This is a genomic window from Pontiella sulfatireligans (assembly GCF_900890705.1).
In the GTDB taxonomy this organism is placed as follows: Bacteria; Verrucomicrobiota; Kiritimatiellia; order Kiritimatiellales; family Pontiellaceae; genus Pontiella; species Pontiella sulfatireligans.
Genome location: NZ_CAAHFH010000002.1, coordinates 2,521,242 through 2,547,403, shown reverse-complemented (window position 1 = coordinate 2,547,403; position 26,162 = coordinate 2,521,242). Strand labels below are relative to the sequence as shown.

General features: G+C 50.6%; 17 protein-coding genes and 1 pseudogene. 1 reads left to right on the top strand and 17 read right to left on the bottom strand.

The genetic code is table 11. The features are described from left to right. Positions 1 to 3: 3 nt before the first annotated feature. The 15 genes from SCARR_RS23430 to SCARR_RS23360 form a co-directional block, all read right to left on the bottom strand. Positions 4 to 1,458, bottom strand: a complete 1,455-nt coding sequence (locus SCARR_RS23430; RefSeq protein ID WP_136064226.1) for a sulfatase family protein — start codon at positions 1,456 to 1,458, stop codon at positions 4 to 6. Positions 1,459 to 1,484: 26 nt separating this feature from the next. Then, positions 1,485 to 3,392: a hypothetical protein gene (locus tag SCARR_RS23425; protein WP_136064224.1), complete on the bottom strand. Its 1,908-nt coding sequence runs from the start codon at positions 3,390 to 3,392 to the stop codon at positions 1,485 to 1,487. A 112-nt stretch (positions 3,393 to 3,504) separates the two neighbouring features. Then, a complete protein-coding gene (locus SCARR_RS23420; protein WP_136064222.1) occupies positions 3,505 to 4,503 on the bottom strand; it encodes an aldo/keto reductase in 999 nt (332 codons plus the stop codon). 87 nt (positions 4,504 to 4,590) lie between these two features. Further along, positions 4,591 to 5,712: a mandelate racemase/muconate lactonizing enzyme family protein gene (locus SCARR_RS23415; RefSeq protein ID WP_136064220.1), complete on the bottom strand. Its 1,122-nt coding sequence runs from the start codon at positions 5,710 to 5,712 to the stop codon at positions 4,591 to 4,593. A gap of 54 nt (positions 5,713 to 5,766) precedes the next feature. Then, a complete protein-coding gene (locus SCARR_RS23410; protein WP_136064218.1) occupies positions 5,767 to 6,996 on the bottom strand; it encodes an MFS transporter in 1,230 nt (409 codons plus the stop codon). Further along, complete coding sequence (locus SCARR_RS23405; protein ID WP_136064216.1) at positions 6,989 to 8,911, bottom strand: hypothetical protein; 1,923 nt, start codon at positions 8,909 to 8,911, stop codon at positions 6,989 to 6,991. Before SCARR_RS23405 ends, SCARR_RS23410 begins: the two co-directional genes overlap by 8 nt. A 42-nt stretch (positions 8,912 to 8,953) precedes the next feature. Continuing rightward, entirely contained in the window at positions 8,954 to 10,732 is a 1,779-nt protein-coding gene (locus SCARR_RS23400) for an arylsulfatase (RefSeq protein WP_136064214.1), read from the bottom strand. Positions 10,733 to 10,954: 222 nt separating this feature from the next. Further along, positions 10,955 to 12,700 carry an arylsulfatase gene (locus tag SCARR_RS23395; protein ID WP_246044525.1) on the bottom strand — a complete coding sequence of 582 codons (1,746 nt, stop codon included), beginning with the start codon at positions 12,698 to 12,700 and terminating at the stop codon, positions 10,955 to 10,957. A gap of 105 nt (positions 12,701 to 12,805) precedes the next feature. Beyond that, on the bottom strand, positions 12,806 to 13,225 hold the full coding sequence (locus SCARR_RS23390; protein ID WP_136064210.1) for a VOC family protein: 420 nt from the start codon (positions 13,223 to 13,225) through the stop codon (positions 12,806 to 12,808). A 23-nt stretch (positions 13,226 to 13,248) separates the two neighbouring features. After that, a complete protein-coding gene (locus tag SCARR_RS23385) occupies positions 13,249 to 14,967 on the bottom strand; it encodes a glycoside hydrolase family 32 protein (RefSeq protein ID WP_136064208.1) in 1,719 nt (572 codons plus the stop codon). A gap of 13 nt (positions 14,968 to 14,980) precedes the next feature. Continuing rightward, the gene (locus tag SCARR_RS23380; protein WP_136064206.1) at positions 14,981 to 16,309 is read right to left on the bottom strand and encodes a sugar porter family MFS transporter; all 1,329 of its coding nucleotides are present in this window, start codon (positions 16,307 to 16,309) and stop codon (positions 14,981 to 14,983) included. Continuing rightward, positions 16,302 to 17,201, bottom strand: a complete 900-nt coding sequence (locus tag SCARR_RS23375) for a carbohydrate kinase family protein (protein WP_222846423.1) — start codon at positions 17,199 to 17,201, stop codon at positions 16,302 to 16,304. The genes SCARR_RS23380 and SCARR_RS23375 overlap by 8 nt, the downstream gene beginning before the upstream one ends. Before the next feature lie 186 nt (positions 17,202 to 17,387). Then, positions 17,388 to 20,414: a right-handed parallel beta-helix repeat-containing protein gene (locus SCARR_RS23370; RefSeq protein WP_136064204.1), complete on the bottom strand. Its 3,027-nt coding sequence runs from the start codon at positions 20,412 to 20,414 to the stop codon at positions 17,388 to 17,390. 110 nt (positions 20,415 to 20,524) lie between these two features. Next, the gene (locus tag SCARR_RS23365; RefSeq protein WP_136064202.1) at positions 20,525 to 23,728 is read right to left on the bottom strand and encodes a hypothetical protein; all 3,204 of its coding nucleotides are present in this window, start codon (positions 23,726 to 23,728) and stop codon (positions 20,525 to 20,527) included. A gap of 81 nt (positions 23,729 to 23,809) precedes the next feature. After that, on the bottom strand, positions 23,810 to 24,553 hold the full coding sequence (locus SCARR_RS23360; RefSeq protein WP_136064200.1) for a hypothetical protein: 744 nt from the start codon (positions 24,551 to 24,553) through the stop codon (positions 23,810 to 23,812). Between the two features lie 320 nt (positions 24,554 to 24,873). On the opposite strand from SCARR_RS23360, the gene SCARR_RS23355 reads away from it, so the two are divergent. Next, positions 24,874 to 25,116, top strand: coding sequence for a hypothetical protein (locus SCARR_RS23355; protein ID WP_136064198.1), 243 nt, complete (start codon positions 24,874 to 24,876; stop codon positions 25,114 to 25,116). A gap of 214 nt (positions 25,117 to 25,330) precedes the next feature. Here SCARR_RS23355 and SCARR_RS23350 read toward each other — a convergent pair whose 3' ends face one another. Together SCARR_RS23350 and SCARR_RS29625 are read right to left on the bottom strand one after the other, a co-directional pair. Further along, positions 25,331 to 26,002 carry an IS66 family transposase gene (locus SCARR_RS23350; RefSeq protein WP_136064196.1) on the bottom strand — a complete coding sequence of 224 codons (672 nt, stop codon included), beginning with the start codon at positions 26,000 to 26,002 and terminating at the stop codon, positions 25,331 to 25,333. A 24-nt stretch (positions 26,003 to 26,026) separates the two neighbouring features. After that, a pseudogene (locus SCARR_RS29625) lies at positions 26,027 to 26,100 on the bottom strand (hypothetical protein); the annotation flags it as partial. Between the last annotated feature and the right edge of the window lie 62 nt (positions 26,101 to 26,162).

Genomic DNA, 26,162 nt, shown 5'->3' with positions numbered 1-26,162 from the left:
TTGTTAAAAACGAATAGGCCCAGAGTGGTTTATTTTTTCCGCGCCAGCGGCCTGGCCAGCCCGTTCCCGCTTGGGGTGTCTCGCCTGCCCTTTAACCATGGTCCGGCAGCCCTCCCCAACAAACTGATCGCTGACCTTTACAAAATCCTTTGTCGGGTTTTCGGGAATGGTGTCGCCGGTTTCTTCCGTCCATTGCAGCAGCAACCCCCGGGCCTGTTGCATGATCTGGACATATTCGGGATTGGCGGCAAGGTTATGGATCTGATGCGGATCTTTACCCACATGATAGAGCTCTTCTTCCGGACAGGGATTCCAGAAAACATTCTTCTGGGCCTCGGTGAGTGTCCCGGCCTTGCGAGCGGCCACTAACTCCAGGCCAGCCCCTCCATCGTAGGTTTCATAGGCGGAGTTCTCTTTGTCGGGAACATTGTTGCGAATATAGAGCCAGTCGCCGAAACGAACCATGCGTTCGTGAGCAAAGAACAGATGCCAGTTATGTTCCGTAAAGATCATATCGCGAATGGTTGCGGCAGGATTTCCAAGGATGGGGACGAAACTGACCCCCTGAATGGGCGACGGCTTATCGACTCCCGCCAATTCCAGCACCGTCGGTGCGATATCAATGGTGTTCACGAAGCTACTCGTAACCCCAGGTTCAATTTGTCCTCGATGGCAGACCACAAAGGGCGTTTTTGTGCCACTGTCGTAAAGCCGGGTCTTAGCCCGCGGGAAGGGACGCCCATTGTCCGCAGTGATAATGATAACGGTATTATCAAGAACACCTTGTTTTTCAAGTTCTTCGACCACTAGGCCAATATAGTAATCAAAACGGCTGACCTCATGGGCATAGGTGCTCAGGTCATAGCGCGTCTTTGGCCCGTCCACCATGTAGGGCGGAACCACCATGTCTTTGGGATCATATACCGGAGCATCGTCGTTCACGGTCCCTGGACGGTGAGCATCCTTGGCGGCAAACCAGAAAAAGAACGGTTTGTTTTTCGGGCGCTTCTGAACCAGCTCGACCCAGTCCTCCTCTGCACCAGGCCCCCTGCCCTCGGAAACCAAATCAAAAGCCGTATTGGCATATGGCCCCATGTGGAGCTTCCCCGAAATCGCGGTATAGTAGCCCGCATTCTGCAACCGCTTCGGGAACAGAACCTGCCCGTTAGGAACCACGCTACGCAGTTCGGGCGCTGCTGAGTTGTGCGGGTAGCGCCCCGTAATGATGCTGCACCGGCTGGGGCTGCAACTGCTGGCCACCACGTAGGCCTGATCGAAACGCAAACCTTCCCCTGCCAGACGATCGATGTTCGGCGTCTTAATGCTTGGATGGCCGTAACATCCGATATCCTCCTGGGAAATATCATCCGCCAGAAAAAAAATAAAATTGAGTGGCGGCTCCGCTTTCGACACAGCCGCACAACACAACAAGAATAATATTAACGTCAGTTTTTTCATGTCTACTCCCTAATTATAACAGCGTTTTATTCGCACTCCGGCTTTAGAATGCTCCAGTAATTTACTTCAGGGACGCTAACGTATACGCCGTCCGGTTTGATTTCGAAGGGAACCTCGACCGGTTCGCACTGCGGTGAATACTGCGTTACACGCCGGACTTTTTTCCCATCCATAAGCTTGGAGTTCAGACGCACCTTGACATCAGTCTGCCGGTTCATGTCGTCCTTCGACAAATCATAATTCATGTTGAGAAGGTGCACGACGGCCGGAACCGTGGCATTGTCCGGATTCTTGCGCGGACGCAACGCGATCTGATGATCACTTTCAACCTCCGCCAACAATTCAATCCGTTTCAAGACATCATCCAATCCATTCCACGTGATCAGTTTTCCGTTAGCCTTCCATGTATTCAGGACCTTCTGCTGTTTCGCGTCGAGCTTCGGCGGGCCGGGAACAATCACAAACTGGAACTTGTCCGCGTCTTCTTCCGACAAGCGACTGTACAGCCAGTCATCCCCCGCAAGCGCGAGGCCATAAGGAATGTTGGCTTCCCAAAGTTCATAGCAGACGTCGTGCAACTGATTTTCCAGTTTCTTAGAGCTTCGAATGGACGGGTTACTGTGCAGAACACCTACCTGATTCATAGAATGATAGCCGTCAAACAGTTCCGCATTGGCCGTCACAAAATCGAAGAACGGCAGATAGCGTTCCGTCGGAAAGAAAAAGTGCGGCGTACACGATTCTTTTTTAGCGCCGCGTTTATCCCACGACTCAACCGGCGTTTCCGGAAACGCCCAGGCATAGTACGGAATGTTAAAATGCTCGCCGGAAGCATAGGCCAGCGAAATCCACGCTTTAACCAAATTGAAAGCCTCATGGTTTTTGATAAAAGTCGCGTTCACCGGAGAAATATGGGTCCAGGCGAACGGATTGCCCATGGCCCGCGCAATCTCATAGCGGAAGGTCAACCCTTTATATCCGCCATCCAACGGTGGACCGATCACCTGCTCTGCAGCAAAAAAATCAACATGCTGGGTATTCAACAGCCACTCCGGCCCCAACCGCGTACAGAACAACCCGAGAATTTTATCTTCTCCGCCGACTTCCAGCATAAGTTCCCGAAGCTCTCCAACCAACTTGGCCCCTGCCTTCAGCTGAAAATCCTTGTAATCCTTAATCAGCGGGATCTTTTTCTTTTTGAGCGCCGCCAGATAGGCATCGCGGGTATCGGCAATCGGACGTACCATTTCGCGGTAATCAAAATTTTCAATATGTTTAATGCCCCGCTGTTGCAATTCCTTTGCCGTATATTTTTTCGCAAGGTATTCGCGGAAACCCTTCATGCAATGATCACAGAAGCAGCCACCCAAACTGACTGCATGGGCGGAACCCCGAGGCTCCTCAATCACGAGGCCATCATAACCCGCTTCCATATTAGCGACCACCACCTCGCGGTAGAATTCCCGAGAGCGGGGATTGTTGGAGCAATTATGATACAACGGAACGCCCCGGTAGGTCTGACCGACCATCCACTGCACGACCATACGCTCACCGGCAATATCCCGGCACGCGGCCTCCTGCAGGGTCGGGTCGGCAGCCAGATATTTATGATACATCGAATGCAATACACAGAAGAGACTGCCGATATAAATCCTGACACCGTCTTCTTTCCCTTTAATGATTTCCCGCCGGATTTTCTCCTGGTTCAGATTAACACCGGCATAGTCGATTTCGCTGATAGCGGGCTTGCCCCACATCAGCACATTCGCGCCCCAGTCTTTGATAATCCGGTCGACCGGTGCCATGGAAATGTTATCGCTAATCACATCCGAATACTTGAATGGATACGGGTAGGCATTTTTTTGTTCAGGCTTTTCAGCAACCGCCGAAAAGAATGTTACTACAGTAAGTGAAAATATAATAAGTCGTTTCACAATCAGGTTTCCAATTAAAGCCGGACAGAACCGGGATGATTCATTTTCTGTACTCCGGCAACATCGCCCGGCTGCTGGCTGTGCAGCTCGGGTACCCCGTATTGTGCGAGTATTACTCTGTTTCCAGCTCAGCCAGTTTGCCGGAAACAATTGCGTCCAGTTCTGCAAACTCCGAGTCCGACAGGCTCCATTCGCACGCTTGTACATTTTGAATAACATGCTCCGGCTTCGTACCGCCGCTGATCACCGGTCCGACTTCACCCTGAGCAATCATCCAATTAATGGCCACCTGCGACACGGGCTTACCGAGTTTTTCAGCAAAATCCTTCACCTGATCGGCCAGCGCCTTATAGGCCACCCAGCGTTCCCCCTGGAACTTGGGATTGAATGTACGCACATCGCCCTCCGCCCATTCCGAAGGATCAAAATGCTCCGTCAGCAACCCCTGCATCAACGGGCTGTAGGGAAAGAACGGAACGCCATGCTCTGCGCAAAGCGGAAGGATCTCCGAACGGCTGAGGTAATCCAGCGGGATCGCATGATAAAAGGTTGGATTATGTTCGAGCAGGTTGTATAGGCCCTGGTAGCTGACCACCCCATATTTCTCAACCCCGAGCGTCAGGTCTGCCTTCGAAAAATTGGTTAGACCGATATGGCGAATCTTTCCCTGATCCCGCAGTTCGACCAACGTCTGCAAACTCTCTTCAATGGGCGCATTCGTATCCTTATCCGGCCAATGCATTTGGTAGAGATCAATGTAGTCCGTATCGAGACGCTTAAGGGAAACCTCTACTTCGTTCAAAATAGAATCACGTTGCAGGTTCAGGGAGATATTCTGGGCATCGTCCCACACCATCCCGCACTTGGTTGCAATCATGACCTGATCGCGTTTCCCCTTTACCCCTTTGCCCACCATTTTTTCTGCATGGCCAAAACCATAGACCGGCGCAACATCAAAAAAGGTAATGCCCTGATCGATCGCCGTCTGAACCGTTTCGACCCGTTTCTTGTCGTCCCCATCGGTCCAGAAAACACCTCCGGACAATCCCCAGCAGCCAAGACCGATGGCTGAAAGCTCTTCATCAAATGAACTGAACTTTTTGTAAATCACGTTTTTTCTCCTACATACGCTCACTAAAATCGCCACCGAAAGGTGGTGGCGATTTCATTCTAGCAACCTGAATGAAAACTCTGCGCGTTAGACGGCATACTTTTCAATTTTTGCCTCGTCAATATCGATTCCGAGCCCCGGCTCCATGGGCAGATCGATAGTGCCTTCATCGTTCAAAGCAAGCGGTGTTTTCAGCAACGAATCCGAACGCAACGGATTTAACGTACTGTCCCACTCCAGAGACACCGGTCGATCTCTCATATGCAGAGTTAGCGGTGGCATAATCGCCAACAGATGCAGTGTTGCCAGCATGTGCAGGTGGGTTGACCAGCAACTTGGTTCGTAAATAATGCCCTGCAAGGCCGTCTTGCCCATCATCGGGAACGCGCCGGAATATCCGCCGCCACCTTCAATGGACGGATGAACGATTGAAGCAGCACGCATACGGATGACCTCGTCGCAGAGATCAGGATTAAAGTCCCCGGCATAGTGCGCTGAGATGGGCAGCCGGAACTCATCGCTGAGCCTCTTGTAGCCGTGAATGTCTTCCATCGGAATCGGATCCTCAAACCAACTAATGTTACGCTTTTCCATTTCATGACAAACGATCCGTGCTTCAGCATAGGTATATCCCGTCGTCGCATCGATCGCCAATCGGCGGTCTGGTCCGATCATATCGAGCACCATGTCTACCCGTTCCAGATCGAAAGCAAAATCGCGACCACCTGTCTTCATTTTGAAGGCCTTGAACCCCTTGTCGATGCGCGGCTGAACTTCGCTACGCAGCCATTCCATCTCATTTTCGTTCGGAACCGGATAATAGCCCACACAGGAGTATGTCGGGATCTTATGGCGCAACGCACCGCCGAGAATATCATGAATCGGTTTACCCACGGCTTTACCGCGAATGTCGTAGAGCGCAACGTCCACCGCGCCCTGTACCGCTTTGGACGTAAAGCCCCAACCGCCCAGTTTAAGATCCCGAGCAATCGCCCAGGTGTGTTCGGGATTTCGGCCCAGCAAAACACCCTTCACTTTTTCTTCGTATCCGGCAATGTTGTCAGGCCCCGGCCCCCACCCAACGATTCCGTCGTCGGTGGTGATCTTGATAACACCGCAACTGCGTCCATAGGCGCGACCAGTGGGCCATTCAAACGGTCCATCCAGTTTCGTCTGCAAGGTATAGGTCTTGATATCTACAATTTTCATTATAATTACTCCTTTACTGTGCTTGAATTATGACGTTCCCAAAAGCTATTCAGTTTATTTACCCGGTTCACTCACTCGGATGTGTGCCCCCTTAAGAGCGTAGAAGATGACCCAGGCGTAGTAGGCAAACAAAAAGTAGTAGGCGACCGAGTAATCGGGCGGAGAGTCGACGGTAGCCGTGCTCTCAACCACACGCCCCATCAACCACATCCAGAATCCCGTGAACAGCACACCTGTGCAGAGAATACCGGAACCAAGCTTGGCTACACTCGCCGGGACATCCTTGAGTCCAAGGTCGAAAATCACAGACCACATGATGGAAAGCACCAGCCCCTGCGCAATGATCGGCCAGATTGACAAGGGACTTCCCTTGAGCATAAAGAAGGCGGCCACCAGAACGATGCCGATTACGCAGTTTACCGCAAGGACCTTGTGAGGGGTAAACTTCCGCAAAATACCGGAACCCAGCATGCGCCCGATAAAGAAACAAACGGGATAAAGCGCGAAGAGCTTAAGAGCTCCGGCCACGTCCACACCCTGAACATTGTTTTCGACATATTTAACGAAAAAATTACCCGGACCGACTTCCAGCCCCATATATACGCCAATCGTGATAAAGCCCAAAATCAGGTGCGGATAACTCCATACCGAACGTACCTTACCGGATTCATTCACCACTTCATCGTCATGAATTTCCGGCAGCTTGAGCAGGCAAATCAAAATCCCCATAACAAGTCCAACCACACCCATAACCATAAACGGTACGCGTACCAAATTGGCATCGTGCGCAAGATCGCCATTACGGGCCCCCAGCACAAACGAACCGACAAACGGTGCCAGCGATGCGGCCACCGAATTCATCGCCAGAGCAAAAGTGAGTCGCGACGAGGACGTCTCCGGACTGCCGCAGGCAAGCACATACGGGTTTGCGGATACCAGCAGCTGCACCAACCCCAACGCCGTTATAAACAGCGCAATCGTGACCATTTCAAACGAGTGCGTAACGGCTGGAAGGAACAGCATGCAACCCACCCCACAGAAGAACGACCCCGAAATTACCGTCCGTTTGTAACCGATTTTTTTGATCATCCATCCAACCGGAATGGAGAGAGCATACGCCCCGAACGAAGCCGCACTCACCAGATTCGACTGACTGTCGGTGATATCAAAATGGTCCTTCATGAAAGGCACCAGAATGTTGTTGAACCAGGTCAGAAACCCGACAAAGAACAACAGGAAAGACATCGATGCCAACGGCACCGTGTAGTTAGTTTTATTACTCATTAATACACTCCGGCTTTAGAACGCTCCAGAAATCCACTTTAGGTACTGTGACATAAACACCGTCCGGCTTGACCTCAAAGGAGAGCTGGACAGGTTCGTCTTCCGGCGAATACTGAGTTATGCAATGCACCGTTCCACCGTTCAACAGCTTATGGCTCAGACGAACCACCACATCGCGTTGCTCATTCATTCCATCTTTTTTCAGATCATAATCCGTATTAAGCAGATGAATAACCGCCGGCACCAATGCGTTGTCCGGGTTTTTCCTCGGGCGCACAAAGATCCCGCTGTCACTCTCCAGCGAAACCACCGGGTCGATCCGCGAAAGAATATCGTTTACATCCTTCCACTTTACGGTTTTGCCTGCGGCCGTCCACGTATCCACAATCTGCTGTTGCGCGTCATCGAGTTTGGTCGGTTCCGGAACAATCACAAACTCGAACCGGTCCGCATCGCTCTCCTTCAAATCATGTACCACCCAATCATCCCCGGCAATCGCTAGGCCGTATTGAATATTCGACTCATAAAGCTCCCAGCACATGTCGTGAACGCGTTGCTCGAATTTTCGATTACGCAACGCAGGAGAACTGTGCAGAACGCCAATCTGTTCGATCGAGTCGTAGCCATCAAAAAGCTCCGCATGCTCGGTAACAAACCGGAAGAACGGCAGATAACTTTCAGTCGGGAAATAGAGATGCGGGCTACAGCCCTGCTTGAAGGACGGGCGTCCATTCCAAACATCGACCTTCGCCTCCGGCATGGCCCAGGCATAGTGCGGAATATTGAAGTGTTGGCCGGCCGCATAGGACATGGCAATCCAGGCTTTCACCAAATTGAACGAATTATGGTTCTTAATGAAGGTCGCCTGATTCGGGGAAATATAGGTCCAAGCATGGGGTTTACCCAAAGCACGTGCCACTTCAAAGGTAAAGGACACGCCCTTATATCCATCCTCCGCAGGCGGCCCCCACGCCAACTCGGAGGCATAGAAATCAATATGGTGTGAATTCAGGAGCCATTCCGGTCCAAGTCTGAGTCCGAAGAGTCCGACCACGGTATCCTCTCCACCAAGGCTTCGGGCCAGATCGCTCATTTCACCCACCAAATTCGCAGCCTCTTTAAGATGGAATTCCATGAAATCCTCAGCGAGGGGAATCTTCCCTTTCTTTTTGGCTTTAAGGTAAGCTTCCCGTGTGTTCGCAATGGGCTTAACCATTTCTCGATAATCAAAAGTATCAATGTTGTCGATGCCCCGTTTTTTCAACTCCACCGGCGAATAGGTCTTCCCCATATAGACACGGAACAACTCCATACAGTGATCACAAAAACAACCTCCCGCACCTACGCCATGGGCAGCCCCCCGAGGTTCCTCAATCACAATCCCGTCATAGCCCGCTTTCATGTTTTCGGTTATCACCTCGCGGTAGAACTGCCGGGTGCGCGGGTTGTTGGCACAACTCCAATAGAGCGGAACGCCTCGATAGGTATGCCCGGCCATCCAGGGCACCGTCAGCCGATTCCCTTCGATGTCGCGGATGGCGGCTTCCTGCAAGGTTGGATCCGCTGCTAGAAATTTGTGATACATGGAATGCAGCAGAAAGAAGCAGCTCCCGATGTAGATCCTGACCCCATCTTCCTTCCCTTTAAGAATCTTTCTCTCGATCCTTTTGCCATAAAGGTTTTCCCCATTGTAATCGATATCAGAGATCGCCGGCTCACCCCACATCAGAACATTACCGCCCCAATCTTTAATTATACGATCAACCGGCACGATGGAGATATTATCGCTGATGACATCCGAATACTTGAACGGATAAGGGTATTTCTTAACTACTGCCGCATCTTTTCCCGGTTCCGTTCCAGCGAATGCTGAGAAGACCGAGGCAACGACAGCCAATAATAATGCTTTTCCCATATTATATATACCGTGATTGAAGTTTTGCTCCTCTGGAGACCTCTACTTTCGAGTAACCTTCACATACATCGCGCCGCAAATAACCTTGCCGTCAACATTCAGTAAATCGCCCGTCAGTTGGGTTTTACCTTTTTTGAGGTTGACCGAAAAACGCGCAACCGTATCGCCGTCCTTCGTATCAATCGTCTGATCAAAATCAGCAATCCTCAACCGCACTTTCGCCACAGGAATCGCACCCTCTTTCGAAACGCCATCGTAGGAATCGACCAACGTCTTAGCCGACTCCTCCGGCCAGCGGCGTAATTCGATTTCATAGGTTCCGTCGCAATCGACGATAAGATCCCAATACCCTTTTGCTGTTGCAGCAAGAAGGTTTCGAGGGGCATCGCAATAATCACCCTGCCAATCGTTGGCGTAGAGCGTCAGCGGATTTTCATGATCCGTCCCAATGGTGGCATACCGCTCTTTTTCCCACAACGGACGTGCTTCGCTGAACCACTCATTGTAATGCGCCTTCATCGCCTGAGCAATTTCCGGATACTCATCATAAACGTTTTCAGACTGAGCGGGATCCTCCTCAATATTGAATAATGAGAGTCCTTTTATATCACGCATGTTTTTTGGAACTCGCTTCCATCCTTGCTTCCGCTCATCCAGCAGGCGCCATTTGCCCCTCATCACCACGGCCTGATCCCATTTGGTGCAATCATATCCAATCTGAATGACCGCCATACGTTCCGAAAGGCTTTCCTGCGTTCCCTTCAGCAGACCGGCCAAACTGGTTCCAGAAAGATCAGAACGGTCTCCCTCCAAGTCGCACAGATCCATCAATGTCGGCAGAAGATCCTGTACAATGGCTAATTCGGAAATATCAGTACCGTGCTTCAGTTTACCATCTTCCCAACGGACAAACAGGTGTACACGATGGCCGCCATCGGTCAGCCGTCCCTTATGATCGCGCATACCGGCATTATAGAGCGCCATGGCATCTTGGTTCTGTGTGCCGTTGTCTGCAAGAAAAAGCAGAATGGTATTATCCCGCAGTCCCTGTTCCTTCAGAAACACTTCAAGCTTACCGATGTTTTCATCGATATTGGCAATCATACCGTAGAAGTTGGAAGGAATCGTTTTTCCCTGATACTCGCCCTGATACAAATCAGCATATTTTTCGGCGACCTGCTCCGGAACATGCGGCGTGTTGGTCGGTAGATACAGGAAGAATGGTTTCCCCTGCTTGTTTTGCGCCTTCATCCACTTCATTGCTTCATCGAAAAAGATGTCCGTACAATAGCCTTTGTAGGGCTTATCCACCCCGTTATGCATCAACATCGGATCGAAATAATCGTTGCCCCAATAGTCTGCCAACGAAGTAATCCCCCAAGCACGGAATGTTACTACTTCCTGGAACCCGCGAAAACGCGGCTGATAGGGATAGCTGTCGCCCAGATGCCATTTTCCGAACATGCCGGTGGCGTAGCCTGCATCCGCAAAATATTGCGGCATCATTTTCAAACCGGGTTGCGGCAGCGACCGTCCCTGACAGACACGGGTGGCCCCGTTGCGCATCGCATCGATGCCGGTCATCAACTGCCCGCGCGTCGGCGTGCACTTGGGTGCCACATGGAAATCGGTAAAGCGCACTGATTGTGCATGCAGTTTATCCATTTCCGGTGTCTTCAGTACCGGGTTGCCATGACACGACATATCGCCATAGCCCTGGTCGTCCGTCATGATCAAAATAACATTCGGCGGAGAGGCCGTTGCCGCTTCGGCAAAGCTGCACAATCCGAGAACTGACAATGTGATTAATATTCTATTCATTTTTTATCCCTTTTACAAAAACACTAGCAATTAACTCTCAACCATTCTCTGGCAACGAGTTCGCCTGCAAAGTCATTGCACCTTTTCTATGTGGCACCCAAACCCTGACTCTTTGCATACCTACAACAGACACGACGTACGACAACAACCGAACTGTCATTTACATTTTGTTTACCTTTATGAAAACCACCAAAAAGCAGCGAAAAAACTATAGTTATCAAACTACAATCGAGTCACTTTTACATAAATCGCACTGCAAAGCGGATTCCCATCAACATCGGAAAACAGGGTGCTCAGTTTCGTTTTACCGGCCTTAAGTTCAGCGGCAAATCTGACATGCGTCGCATCCTTTTCTGCAACCTTGGTTCCCTGGAACCCGGCAACCTGAATATTTGCAAAATGGATCGGCCGAGCACCGACATAGCCCGAAAAGGATTCATGGGCTTTGATTGTTTCGCCCTGCACACCGGCACACAACGGAAGATTGGCTGATTCCGGCCAGCGGCGTAGTTCAAATTCGTACTTCCCGGCTTCTGCAACATCAATATCCCAATAGCCCATAGTGTTCGCCTCTACCAGGTTAGGCGGGTTATCGCAATATCCGCCCTGCCAATCATTGGAAAACAGGATCAGGCTCGGTTCCGCATCACTTCCCACGGTAATATAGCGGGGTTTATCAAAACGAATTCGAGCTTCCGCATACCACTGTTCATAATGCTCGCGCATAGCCTGTGCAATATCTGGATACTGGCTGACCACGTTCTTATCCTGATGCGGATCCGTTTTCACATTATACAAAGCCCCTGACCCGACCAGACGCCATTTTCCCCAGAGCACAATGGCATGATCCCAGCGCAACGCAGAAGTCTCACAGTTCGAATATTGAATCACAATCTTGCGGTCTTTCAATTTAGACTTTTTGCCCTGAAGCAACTTCGCAATGCTGGTTCCATTAATGTCCTTGGACGGTTTCGGCAGTTCACACAGTTCGGCGAGCGTTGGCAGAATATCCTGCACCTGAATCAGGTCATCGACATCCCTGCCGGGCGTCAATCCGTTTGGCCAGCGCCAGAAACAGCCGACACGATGCCCTCCATCCAGCATGCCCCGTTTGAACCCCTGCATGCCGGCATTGTAAATCTCTGAAGCTTCAAAGCTCTGCGATCCATTGTCGTTGAGGTAAATCAGTACGGTGTCTTCCTTCAAGCCCTCTTCCAGCAGAAAGGCATCGAGCTTCGCCATATTTTCATCGATGTTGGCAATCATCCCGTAAAAGTTAGATGGGACTTTCACGCCGTTGTAGGTGCCCACATCCGCATAAGGTTTAGAGTAGTTTACATCCACCCAGTTCGGCACATGCGGCGTATTTGTCGGCAGATACAGAAAAAACGGCTTACCGCTCTTTTTCTTCGCCTTCATCCATGCCATGGCTTCGCGGAAAAAGATGTCGGTGCTATAGCCCTTGTAGCGTTTTTCGGTACCGTTGTGATTCAAGTACGGATCCCAGTAGGTATTGCCAAAATGATCTGGCAACGAAGTAATCCCCCAGGCCGGATGGTGCAGGGTTTCCTCAAAACCACGATCCTGCGGGCGGTGCGGATAACTGTCGCCCAAATGCCATTTTCCGAAATGTCCGGTGCTATAACCGGCTTCCGCAAAATATTGCGGCATAATTTTAATATCATTCCCCATCATGGAGCGCCCCTGGCATACCGCCGACGCACCGTTGCGCACAGCATCCATACCGGTCATCAACTGGCCGCGCGTCGGGGTGCACATAGGGGCCACATGAAAATCGGTCAGGCGAATGCTCTCGCCATGCAGCTTATCAATATTCGGCGTTTTCAACAGGGGATTTCCATGACACCCATAATCCCCATATCCCTGATCATCGGTCAAGATAAGTATGACATTCGGCCGAGTCGCGGCCAGACCTGGCGCTTTAATCACGAAAACTGAAAGGACCATCAAGACTAAAGTCAACGCTCTGAATTTCATTATTTACCTGCCTCTCATAAGCTTACATATGTATTTTTGAACCATGCCATCCAACATCCCCTTAAACTGATCTCGTCAAAGAATCTGGTTAAACTCGAGTCTTTCCCCATCCGGTCCAGCTACCATGAAATACTTGGTCCCGTTATCCCAGAAATCGATAAACACAGGGGCGTCCTCCTCGATCTCGAAACCGGCGTCCTTCAACTCTGCGAACGCCTGATCAATGTCATCTACATCGAACGTAACGTGATCAATGCGCCCGTTGCCGCGCTGGCGGATTTCTTCTAGTTCCGCCGGCGGCATCTGATATAACTCCATGATCACCGAATCGCGCTTCATCATGGAGCATTGACCGGAGTCCCCGTTATGCTCGAATGAACGATCCATTGCCGAAATGAATCCTAAACGGGTGTAAAAAACTCTTGAACGCTCTATATCCGTTACCGGCACACCGATGTGCTGGATCCCATTAAAATTTGACTTCAAAACACTCATGACTCTTCTCCTTATGATTCCGGTTACTTCCAAATTGATTTCAGCTGATAGATTTTGAGGGATTTAATCGTTCCGTTCTTCACCACGGTTTCGGTGGAGTCGAACGAGTCGGCACTGCGTTCACGCACCTGATAAAACAGGCCGTCATTGGCATAGACCTCGGCAATGGTACGGTCGGTGAAAATACGGGCGGACTTGCCTTCGAAAGAAGCATCGATCCCGTTGATCATCATTTCATGCAGACCGCCCTCTTCGAACTCAATGAGCACTTCCGTCAGCTCACCTTTGCATTCTTCCAAACATTGGAATTCTTTGGCGCGGAGTTTTTTAACCTCCTCTACAGGAACACAGGCCATGCGTAGACCTTCATCGGTCCGACGCAACTGCAACTCATGCGGCAACGTGAGCGTTTCGCCCACCAGCTGGCCGGGGAATTTTCCGGCGTAGACCTGCTGCGTCCGAACCCAGCCAATCTGTACCCGGCGCCCATCGGGCAGATCACTAAACGTTTGCGCCGCATAGAATGCCCCGTGCGAAGAATAGGGACCGACCATTGTGCCATGCGGACCGGATTCTCTGATAAATTTTTTTCCGTCGAACTGCCCGACAAAGTAGCGCCCCTGAGCTCCCAGCGTGATCCATCGGGATTCATTTTCGATTTTCAGCTCAAACAACTCGGGACACTCGTGCAATGCAGCGCGATCGGAATCAGTAAATGCCCCGGTACGTTTCCAGTGCCGCAGATCCGTTGATTCATAATACGCGAAGTTGGCAAATTTATCCCTGAATGTTCCAACCATTGGAAGGGCTTTTGTCTCTTCACACTCTTCCAGATTATAAACGGTCAGCACCCACTTCTGTTCCGGTTCGTACCAGATAATCTTGGGATCACGGCCCATATGACTGATGATCGGATTTTCGGGCAGCTCCGTAAAAGTGAGTCCTCCATCCTTGCTGTAGGCCAGACACTCGCCACGAGTTCCACCAACACCACGACCGGTGCTGGTAAAAGCAACAAACAGGGTATCTTCCCCCAGTCCGCTGGAATTATTGAAATCAACAAACCCGCCGCCTGAAAACATCATATCGCGCTGCGTCTTCTGATACAGGGCAATGGGCTTTTCCTGCCAATGAATCAAGTCATCACTTTCCCAATGCCCCCAATGCATATTACCCCAATAGATCCCAAACGGATTGTGCTGGAAATAGAGGTGGTATTTCCCGTCATGGTAAACCATCCCATTGGGATCGTTGTTCCAGCCGCGCCGCGCACTTGCATGGAACTGATTACGGTATGGTTTTGCGTAATCCGCTGCTTTTCCCCCGGGCAGATTATCTCCGCAGGAGATTCGTTCCATAGCCCACTTCCAGACATTGGAATTAATCTTGGAGGGTTTCATTTTCTTGCGGGGATCGTTCTCCAGTTTGATCGTAACCGTCTTCCCGCCGAGCTCAAAATGATCCAGCGGATAAGCGGCGACCCAGTAAGGCTGGTCTTTTCGGGGCAACGTTACCTGAAAATCCTGAACCAACCGATCCCCATCAAAAACCCCGAGATGCACGCTGTTTTTCCGATTTTCAACCGCGCTTTTGTGGCTGAAAACCGGAACATGCAGATGGGTGCCCGTTACTTTAAGTTGCGCCTCGGGGGGCACCGGCTTGGCATTAGACTCAACAGCTCCGAAAAGAGCCGCAATACCTGCGGTTAAGAGCACACATGACAGAACATCGTTACATCTCATTTTTCTTCCTAGTTTATTTTATTCCCAGTTTCGCCTGCATATCTTCGAGCGACACGCCCTTGGTTTCTGGAACCAGGAATTTCACCCAAACCAGCTGGAGAATCATCATGAAACAGAAAAACCCGAACACGATTGAAGGCGAAAACGCTTCCACCATTTTCGGGAAAAACAGTGTCAGCAACGCTGCAAAAATCCAGTGCGTGAAGCTGCCCAGCGACTGGCCGGCCGCACGGTTGCGGTTCGGGAATATTTCGCTGATGAACACCCAGATCACAGCGCCCTGCCCGATGGCATGAGCGGCAATAAAGGCAAAGATGAAGGCGGGAACAATCGCAAAGTTTTCGGTAGAAAATGCCCAGGCACACAGGCCCAGGGAGGCGATATAACCGAACGAACCAATATAGAGCAGCGTGCGGCGTCCCAACCGGTCAATCAACCAGAGCCCCACAAAGGTAAAGATCAGGTTGGTTACTCCAATACCGATGGATTGCAACAGCGCAGCGGACTCTTCCAGCCCGGTCATTTCGAAAATGCGAGGCGCAAAATAGAGAATCGCGTTAATACCGGAGAGCTGATTAAAAAAGGCGATCAGGAACGCCAGTGAAATAGGCTTCATCAAGCGCGGCGTAAAAAACTTTTCGGCATGATCCACCTGCTTAACCGAAGCGGCAACTTCGTCGGCAATCGTTTCGAGTTCCACATCGGAGAGTTCCGGGTTAATACGCCGGAACACATCCATCCCGCCCTGGCGGTCGTTGCCATGTGTGATTAACCAGCGAGGACTTTCGGGTAGCCCGAAACACATCACGGAATAAATCAGCGCAGGAATCGCCTCGACGCCAAGCATCCAGCGCCATGCATTATCACCGATACCGGCCAATAATGCATTAGAGAGAAAGGCAACCAGAATACCGAACACAATATTGAACTGGAACATGCCGGCCAACTTGCCGCGATCCTTCGCCGGTGCAATTTCTGAAATATAAAGCGGTGCGGCCACGGTTGAAATACCCACGCCCAAACCACCGATAAAACGGGCGATCATGAAAGAGTAGACTTCCGGTGCATAGGCTGAACCCACTGCCGAAACAAAATAGAGAATACCAATCCAGGTCAGCGTCTTTTTACGGCCAAACTTTTCCGTCGGCCAGCCGCCCACCAACGAACCGATCACGGTGCCCCACAACGCCATGCTGATTGCCAGCCCGTGGATGCCTGCTGACAGGCCCCACAGCGTTTGAATCGTCTGTTCCGCACCGGAAATAACAACCGTATCGAACCCAAAAAGAAACCCCGCCAACGCCGAAGTCAGCGCCCAAATAAACAGTTTTTTATTATGCATAATTCACACCCTTTATTACATCCTCCGGCAGTTCCGGCGTTGCACTGTCCTGCATGCACACAAAGGTGGATACCTGAAGTGCATGTTCATTAATTTCCTCGATCCCTTTACCCTCCAGCATCCCAATACAAAGCGCCGCGCTGAACGAATCTCCTGCACCGACGCTGTTTATAGCTTTTCCCGGCAACCCGGGTTGATCACTGACCTCGTTCGGCGCAACCAAAAGGCTTCCTGCCGGTCCCCGGGTATATGCAATCATTCGCAAATCAAAACGGGCAATCAACGCACGCAACTGATCTTCAATCGTTCCTGACAACGAAAACATATCAGCTGCAACCGGCAGCTCTTCATCGCTCAGTTTAAATACATTGCATAATTCCAGCGATTCCCGAACAATCGCCTCAGAATAAAAATCCTGCCGCAGATTAATGTCGTAGATCTTCAGGGCGTCCGGTTTCATTTCCCGCAGAAAAGTTTTAATGGATGCACGGGAAACCTCATTGCGCTGGGCCAATGATCCGAAACAGACCGCATCCGTATTATTGGCAAACTCATTGAGCTTTAAGCTTTGGGAGATGAAATCCCACGCAACGGGCTGTTTAATCTCATAAATGGGCTTACCGTTTTCATCCAGCTGAACATCGACGGTTCCAGTCGGGAAATCGCCCACCCCAATAACATATTCATCCGAAATATTTTTCGAACCCAAAACATCCAGAATCTCATCGCCCAACGCATCTTGGCCAACCGCACTGACCGGTACGCCCTGTGCCCCAAGTTGGGAACAATGATAACAAAAATTTAACGGTGCCCCACCCAACCGAGCACCTGTCGGGAACATATCCCAAAGCAACTCCCCTATTCCTGCCACATGTCTAATTTCTTTTCCCACGTATGACTCCTTAATACATTCACTAATAACAATGATGCGTACGCGATAATCCGCCAAACACCACAAAACACAAACTTACATTTCATTTGCATTTACATTTGCAGATAACTCGCTGTGTCGAATCCGAAATGGACCCTCCGGGTCATGGCGTTTAAATGGCCGACACAACGAAAAGCATGTTGCAGGTTATTCGGAAATGACCCGATAAAACGCGACGTCGTTCGTCGGTATAACAACATCAGTCCAGTCCACCACGTTCACCCCCGAAGTCGCAGCGATATCCACCCAATTGGTGGACATGAGGCTATCAGTGCCCTGAAGGGTGTACGAGGCGGTTGAGCTGAGGTTGCAGCCATAAATACTCAGGGTTCCCCCCTTTCCGGCAACGAACCCGACAACTGCGGGCGATGCCGCTGCATGGCCTAAACTATTGAGGCTCATGTGTGCATAATTTACGGTCTGTGTTGCGCTGCTCCCGGACTGGTAAAAGGTGCTGGGAAAAACGTTTCCCGCAAGATCCTCGTAAAGCGTAGCGACAAGCGTTCCATTGGTGGCGATATACGTGCTCAACCCCTCTGTTGAGCCATTCCATGTGTTGTCGCTGTTAATGGACAGAAAGACCGAGAACCCGCTAGAGTACGAGGAGGCTTTGAGCGTGCCATCGGTTAGGATAGGCGTTGCTGTAACCGTACTGCTTCCAGCATTCTCAACAAAATCCATTCCATCGCCGGCTGTTATGCGAAGCCCCAGAGCCTTCGGATCTTGATTCCAAAGGCTAGAACCGTCGATCTGATTACCCACGCTGTCCTGAAAGCCAAAGAACCATCCATTGCCAGAGGGATTTAGGCTTGCTCCTGAATTCGCCACGGTCCATGTAAGCATGAAGCTAGAAAAACCGCTCAAATCCAGCCGATTCGTTGAGACCAAACCTAATGAGGGCACACCTGCACCAGTGTCCCTGAAGGAAATCCGGCCGATCGAAGCATCCGAGGTATTGTCGGTCAGTCCCACTGTATCATTCCGCACCATCTGAAATCCGAGGCCCGTTTCATTGGTATAGCTTCCACCCCCATCCGTAAAGGTTCCCGTGTAGTCAGGTGGCCGTATCGCGCCGAGGAACGGCTTTTGCGGATCGATCGGGGTGCCGAGAATATCATACGAAACCTCAAAACCGTCAGGAAGACCGACCGTATCGCCGGGAAGATTGGTAATGACCATCCCGTTCCTGCACAACGGATTCATCGGGATATAATCAACGATATTTGTGCCGCCTGCATGAGCAAACTGCGGGGCTCCGAACATGGAGTTGGTTGCTGAGAATGGGTCGTCCATCCAAGCGGAATATTCGGGATACAGATTATTATCAAAGACAATGCCGTGGTCTTCTAAACCGTTGGCGACAATGTTGTCGCGTTTCGTTCCATCCGTCAGCTCATCGACCGTATAGAAAATATTATTGGCAATAAGCGCACCGTCCGTCTCGGTATTGATATTCATGTTTCCATTATACCCGCCCCGAACATAAAAGGTATTGTTGTACACGTAGGAATTGATGTTGGTCCCACCGCGAATGCTGATGATATCGCCAATCACCCCCGAACTCCGGAATCCGTCATTGACACTCACATTATAGCGGTAGCAGTTATTTCCCAGACGGTTATCATAAAAATGCACGAAGCCACCGATATTATCGACGGACAAATTGTGCTGGACAATTACGCCATCACAATTTACATCGATATGAATTCCCCTTGAATCCACATTCCCACAAGCCCCGACAACGGTGTTTTGCTCGATGATTGCGCCACCTGTATTGCCCACATAAATACAGGTTCCCCGGTTAAACATACGGGAGTCACTGCCGCTGCCACCACGTAAAACACGGCACCTTCGGATGAGGGTATCCGTGGCTTGCTTAATTTTTATTCCGGGTCCGCCGATATCGACTAACTCACAATCTTCAACAACCGTACCACTCAATCTCCGGCTGGTTGATGTAGCAAAAATACCGAGATAATTGGTGCGCTCGATCTTGATCCGTCGGAACGTCATATTTTCCATGGTTGAAGCTCTAAGATACGCGTAGACACCATACGCCAACAAATCTTCATCATGCACACTGCCGGGATCAAGGTAGAAAACATCATGAATGTCCAAATCCTCGAACACGAGGTTTCTCAGGCTCCGATCACCGTCCTCAGAATAGACATAAACCCCGCTGCGAAGTTTTTTATCATAGCCTCTGTCAGTCACCGCACCGCCGCCATCTGCGGTCAGTTCCAGGTTTTTAACCGTAACATAGCTACAATCGATAACGCTTAAAGGAGCGGACCATCCAGCTCCATCAATAACAGCTTTTTCCTTCCCCGTGCTGCCGACCGTGATTGGGCGGCCTTTGATTCCCTGCACCTCCTTGATCTTCAGCGCCCCCATAAAGGTCTGACCACTCGTTAGCAGCAGAGACTCTCCGGCTTTGAGATGAATTGTGCTGGCCTTTTCCAAGGTCCGGAACGCAGTTGCCGGAGAAAGCCCATTGTTGAAATCGTTGCCGTTAACAGCATCGACGTAATAGGTACTGGGCGGCGGAACAGCACGGAGTTGATAGCCGCACAGCACGAACCCTCCAACGGTCGTATTTGGATCACCATCATCTATACGGTTAATCGAAAAACTCGGTGCGGTACCATCTGCTGTAAAGTTTCCGGTTATAGCAATCCCGGTCGCATTTAATTCCCGAAAACGGGTCGTATCGGTGTCCCCATAAATTACACCGTCTTGATTGAGGGCAACATACTGAACAGTGTCGGCATTGTTCTGAGCAATAAACAGCTGGATCTCATAATCCTGTCCCGCCATCAGATTATTCAAGGTGATGGAATTATCATCACCAAGTGCATGCCGGGAACACATTTCCTCGAAGACATCCAAGGAAGCGGTTGGAGCATCCCACCGGTCGGTCGAAATCATATACTGAGCGGTTGAGGAAAAGTAGGTAAAACTTTCGTTTGCCCGTGCATGCCGAGAAAAATCAACGCCGTTAATGGTGGTACTTAAAGCGGATGAAGTTCCATCAAAATAAAGCGCCTCCAGCCCGGTTCCGCTGATAGAAACGTCGCCCTCTCCCGTCAACGCCGTTGACGACCAATCAATGGTTGCAGCCTGTGAAGCAACGACTGTCCCAACAAATAATGCAATTAAACTAAGCGGCTTCATGCTCATTTTTCCCAGTCGCTTCTACCCTATATCTTTTGATGATTCCATATCGCCTTAAAAGGCGGCATCCATCTCTGAATGCCGCCTTTCTTCGTGTATTATTTCAACAGTTATTCAGTTACTTCAAGCTTGAGGAATTTCTTGGCTACATCAACCGGCACGATATTGGTCACCGCTTCAAAGTTCGATTCCCCCACCCATTCACCACCGTTAGTAATGATGGTATAAGCCGATTCGTTATCCACAAAGGAGTCGAACTGCAGACCAACCGTATTTTCCGTTAGCGTGTAGGTCGGGCGCGGATCCGATTTCAGACGCGGATAAATGTAGGTCAATGTTCCCGAACCGGAATCAACCCCGAAACCACGTTCTGTGATGCCAAGATTTTCGGCATCGTTCGGATCGCCCCCGAATCCCCATTCGTTAATGTTAGACACCTCGTCCCCGTCCGGATCTGCATCAGCAGCGGCATCGTCACCATAGAGTCCGTGATCATCCGTCCATTGCGCAAACGGAGAAACATAGGTCGCATTTATCAGGCCGAAATAGTTAATCTTCTGCCCACCCAGCGTCAACTTGTTGTCCACAAAGAATCCAACGGCTGTGATGTTATCAAAGGTCTGCGGGGCGAAAGACGCCCCTGCTGTCATCAGGTTGGTCGACGTCGCGGTTGCCACTTCAACCAGCGCCCATGAAGCATCCGACAGCTTGACCTTGAATGTATCGGCCCCATCGAATGTGGTGTCATTCACATACCAGTCGCTGCCATTGCGAATCGCCATCCGGACGGAATTATCCCAATCAGGCAACTCGATTTCATATATGGAATCCCCATCCGCACTACTACTCAGTCCAGTATCCTCGAACCAGACCAGGCCGGACCATTTTGGGATGCCGGAAACATCATCCGAATCAATGATACCCAGCTGCATAGAATCATCTGTTCCGCCGAAAGAGACGTCATTGCGCATTCCGCGCCCCGTGTTACTGAATTTACAAGTATCGCTGTTAGTTGATGTTGAGGAGACTCTCTGGAACATGCCATAGAGTTCGGGCGAAGCCGCGGCATTGTACCATGAGGAATCAACAATCAGACCCCCGACTCCAGTTGCTATACTGTTGAATAGATATTCTCCCGGCGCGATTTGATTCGAAACACTAGTGTCCCAATCCACCAAAAAAGCCTGATGAGCCGTAACAATTTCAGTTGAACGCCCCCATCCGGCTAATTCGGTTTCCTGCAATACGCGCAGTGCGTCAACATTGGAATTCGTACTATCCACACCGTAGTTCGCAACCGCAGTGTAGAAGAAAACATTGCCGGCATCCGCCCCAACGAAGGTGTCCGCATAGGTGTCGACGCCTGCGGCAACATTGGTAACTTCCGTTCCAAGAATAGACTCATCAGAAGAGCGGTACAGGGAAATACTGTCTGCTTCCCATGCGCCGTTCCACGAAATATCGCCCATCAGGCTGCCGGGAGAAACGGCATTCAAACCGTATGGAGCAAACATAGGTATTGGTGTGCCTGCAACGGTTTCCAACCCCAGATAATTTACGGTACCATGAACCAGATTTAAATCCGTTGATCCATCCGCCTGCATGGAGTGCGCCATGACAAAGTTTACACCTGCAGCATCATAGGCACTGCTCGCAGAGATGGCTCGAGCTGAACCTTCATAGGTTTCCCCACCTACCGTGACGTTGACATTGGCAATATAGAGCCCGTCCACCGTCGATTTGCGAATCCAATAGTCAACGGTCAAGGGATCCGTTTCAAAATCGGGCCCCGATACAGTCGGCTGTCCATTTTCATCCACAGCTTCCCAGTTGGGATCCCAGCCGATATCCTCAAGAGGAATTGTAACACAGTCCTGACCAAAACGAACCTTGAATTCACGCTGGTTGCTGCAACGCAGCCCCAGCACGACATCGTTTGCATCACTGGCATTAAACCCACCTGCTGTATCGGCGGTAAATCCGATTTCCACCACATTGCGGGCGTCCGTCAGATTCGCCACCGGGAAGGAGCTAGTGGCGCCATTGATCACACGCTCTTTTTCCGAACCTTTCGAGGCAACAGACATAACAAAGGAAACCGAACCAGTCCATTCAGTGGACGTTGCATTGTTTACAGAATCGCTCCAGTAAACCGCAGTACCGTTCACGCCATCAAATTCATTCGATACGCTCATGGTTTCGGCAGAACCGCCTGCTGAAGTGACCACGTTGAACGCATTGCTGGGCGTCATTTTTGTCCATTTTTTCTGTTCGGCCAGATCTCCATCGGAATAACCCGTTGCAAAATCTTCATCCAGACTAATCGCCACCTGATGAACGGATATGACTGCGATATTTGTAATCGATTCAACGCCGGAATCAACCACCATCGTGAATTCCACATCCCCTAACGATCCATCAAACGTTGCACCAATCTCTGTCAATCCACTCACAGCACTTCCAGAAGATGGATCAACAAACGAAACCGCTTTGTCGGCGGTAACAACATACGTTGCACCAGCATCCAAATTGAAAGCCAACCATGAAAGCGACACGGGAAGCGATGTTTCGTCGGAGGTCGCCGTAGTCGGAGACACGGAAAAGTTTGAGACTTTTACGCCGACCATGTTGGTAACGCTAATCTTATAGCTTATCGAATCATGCCGGTATGCTCCAACCGTCGGCGCAGCGGAAAACGAAGTCGTACCCTCGGGAAAGTCATAAACATCATCGCCATTGCCAACAAACTCGTTCGTAACACCACCCACAACCACGTCTGCTTTTTCCGTGTTTTTAAACGCGTTGAATCCCAGCGTTACAAACTCCACCGAGATCTCTTTCGCATCGAAACCGGCAGACGACGAAATATCCCCGATACTAGCAAAAAAAACTTCATCCTTATTCTCGTCGATCCCGTTTTGACTGCTTAAACTTAGGCTAATTAACGAACCCGTATTATCAACCGTATCTTTAGTATAAAGTTGCTGCGTTACTTCAGTGGCAGCTCCGCCTGCTGTGCCAGAAAAGTTGACGGTGTAGGTAATGGAGTCATCAGTGGTTCCACCAACCGCAGTCAGATCGAGACCCGAAATCGTGTAGGTCGTTGATGCGCCTTGCGTGTTAAAACCCTCATAATCAGCATAGCCAGTGCCAGTAGAAGGGGTCACTCCATCAGCACCATCCGTTACCACTCCGAACGTCGCCGCGCTAATGTTAAGTATCGGGTTGTGATCATTATTTATAACAACTTGGGCCGAAAAACCCAGGCAGGTCATAAATGACATTGCCAACGTCGCTAATATTGTTTTTTTCATTTTCATTTCCTCATGTTTAATTAATACAAATCCAACATCTAATAACTAAACTACCAACCATGTTAATGAGACTTGGGCTCCTTACATGCTCAAACGACGACGGATAAAGAGAACACTCACACCAAAAGCGCCAATCAGCCCCAACGTTGCAGGTTCAGGAATCACGGTAATCTCATAATCAAGATTAGCTAGTCGGAAACCACCACTGTCCGCAACGAGATCAAACGAGGTCCCAGATAAAGAAAAATCTCTGGTCGTTGTCTGAGTATTGGTTCCACCTTCATAAATAAAAGAAGCTGTATCGTCCCTAAATACGGACAAATTTGCGACCGTAATATCGAGGTCGAGTTTGGCAGTATCGAAAGTCGTGCCACCACCAAAGGCAACGCTGGCGCCGAGAACCTCGCCTCCTACAATATCATTTTGGTCGGTTGAACCTGGTGTAGTCGTATCCGCCACATTAAGAGAATTGTTATTGGCATCGGCCGACCAAATAGAAACAGCCCGCCCTCCGTCACTGGTATCAACAGCCGACAGAGATAGAACAAATTCGATCGTTTCGTTCGCAGTGCCTCCTTCTGCCGTCAAATCAACACCGGTCAGGGTATAGGTGATCGCGGTGGGGTTAGCGCCATTATATGCAAGCAATGAATTCCCCGGCAAATTATGCGCCGCATTTGCACCACCTACAGTATAGTCTCCTGTAATAGCGGGACTCGTATTTGCTCCCCCAATAGCGTCATGTACAACTGTTATAACTCCAGCAGAAGCACTCATACAAACGGCTAGCGACATTGCAGTCGTCATAATTAATGTTTTTCTCATGATATTTCTCCTTTTAGTTAGTTTACTTATTCGCATTGCACGTTTACTAAATGCCAATTCATTAGGCCGTTGGCTAATCACCGTGTTATGCAAGCGGCATCCGCTACCTTGGACGCAAATAAATTTATACTCCCTCCCTCACGCCAACGTAACTTACATTTACCTGACATATAAAACTTGCGTTGATGCCCCTTAATTATCTGCATTACTGACTTGGCAGGCCCGATTGGTTCGGTAAGAAGCTCGTCGATGGGGAAACGCTCTATACCGACTCCACCCACCTGGCCAATGCCAACAAGGGCAAGCATGAGAAGACGTTGGTGAATGCGTCGGTCCGGTCCTACGCAGAAGAATTCGATGCTGATGTTGCGGCTGAGCGCGAAACGCACTCAATGAAGCCGCTGAAACCGAAGGCTGATGACGAGCCGATGCAAAAAGATATCAAGTCCTCAACGACCGATCCCGACAGCGGGTTCATGCTCCGCAATGGAAAACCCAAGAGATCTTTCTTCCTCGACCACCGGATCGTCGATGGCAGGCATGCATTCATTGACAGGAGTTGAACCCTGGTCGACCCGGTTGGACTCGAACCTGCAACTTCTAGACCCCTAGCGTAGAACTCAGATCTCCCCAAGCTACAACTTTAAGTCTCTCTCGAAATGACAGGGCACATCCTAGCAACCTCGAAATAAATGATGTATTTCAGATGTGCTTCACGGGGTTTGACAGTTGGATCAGAAGTGGTTTGGAAGTAACTGTTTGAAACAATGGGTGTAACTACTCAGGTGCTGCCGACATAGCCGGGTGGCCTTGGAATAAGCCGGAAAGCGCCTCGAAAGCACCGGTCGTATTCTTGCGCGCCGTGCAGATGTAGCTGCGGATCCGGCAGAAGTCTTCGGAATGTCCTGTGTCGCGGAAGCAACCAGAGATCTTTTGCTTCACCTTGTTCATGCGCAGGTCGCGTTCGGCGAGGTTGTTGTCGAAGGGGATATCGAAGTCATGCATGAAGGCGAGGACTTCGCGCCGGCGGTGGTCGAAGCGTTCGACGAGGCTGCGGGCCTTCCCTTTCGCGGGAGGCCCGCGCTTTTTCTTCTTGGGCGGCGGAGGATCGGGGTTGGCGACGTAGCCTTTGGCGAAGATTTCATCCCAGCGGCGCTCGAAGCCAAGAAGCGTTTCCGGGGCGAGGGTGGCGGATCCCGCCGCCTTGGCCGCCTCGACGCCTTCCTTGATCGACAACAGGGTTTCGATGGCTTCTTCCGCCCATGGCTGCCCCATTTGCTCGTGGATGTAGGTTAGATCACGTAGGTGGCGGGCGTTGCAAAGCGCGTGGGAACATTTGTAGTGGTAGTAGGATTTCCAGTAGTCGTGAACGACGGTGCCTTTGAACTCGGGCAGGACGCCGGCGGCGTGCTTGCGCAGTGCATCCAGTTGGTTTTCCCGTTCCGCCACATGCCGGTTTCGTCGAAATGAACCACCGCCGAGGCGCCGAGGGCCTCGCGAATCCCGTCGATGCCTCCCTGCGCGAGCCGCCCGGCCTGGCGAACCATGTTCGCGAGCGTTCCCTCGGAGAGGGGGCGTTGAAAAGGTCGCGCAGGGTCTCGCGCTGACG

Coding starts and splice junctions, on each gene's coding strand:
- SCARR_RS23430 (WP_136064226.1), bottom strand. CDS start 1,458: ATGAAAAAACTGACGTTAATATTATTCTTGTTGTGTTGTGCGGCTGTG.
- SCARR_RS23380 (WP_136064206.1), bottom strand. CDS start 16,309: ATGCATAATAAAAAACTGTTTATTTGGGCGCTGACTTCGGCGTTGGCG.
- SCARR_RS23385 (WP_136064208.1), bottom strand. CDS start 14,967: ATGAGATGTAACGATGTTCTGTCATGTGTGCTCTTAACCGCAGGTATT.
- SCARR_RS23405 (WP_136064216.1), bottom strand. CDS start 8,911: ATGGGAAAAGCATTATTATTGGCTGTCGTTGCCTCGGTCTTCTCAGCA.
- SCARR_RS23365 (WP_136064202.1), bottom strand. CDS start 23,728: ATGAAAAAAACAATATTAGCGACGTTGGCAATGTCATTTATGACCTGC.
- SCARR_RS23415 (WP_136064220.1), bottom strand. CDS start 5,712: ATGAAAATTGTAGATATCAAGACCTATACCTTGCAGACGAAACTGGAT.
- SCARR_RS23395 (WP_246044525.1), bottom strand. CDS start 12,700: ATGGTCCTTTCAGTTTTCGTGATTAAAGCGCCAGGTCTGGCCGCGACT.
- SCARR_RS23400 (WP_136064214.1), bottom strand. CDS start 10,732: ATGAATAGAATATTAATCACATTGTCAGTTCTCGGATTGTGCAGCTTT.
- SCARR_RS23370 (WP_136064204.1), bottom strand. CDS start 20,414: ATGAAGCCGCTTAGTTTAATTGCATTATTTGTTGGGACAGTCGTTGCT.
- SCARR_RS23360 (WP_136064200.1), bottom strand. CDS start 24,553: ATGAGAAAAACATTAATTATGACGACTGCAATGTCGCTAGCCGTTTGT.
- SCARR_RS23390 (WP_136064210.1), bottom strand. CDS start 13,225: ATGAGTGTTTTGAAGTCAAATTTTAATGGGATCCAGCACATCGGTGTG.
- SCARR_RS23410 (WP_136064218.1), bottom strand. CDS start 6,996: ATGAGTAATAAAACTAACTACACGGTGCCGTTGGCATCGATGTCTTTC.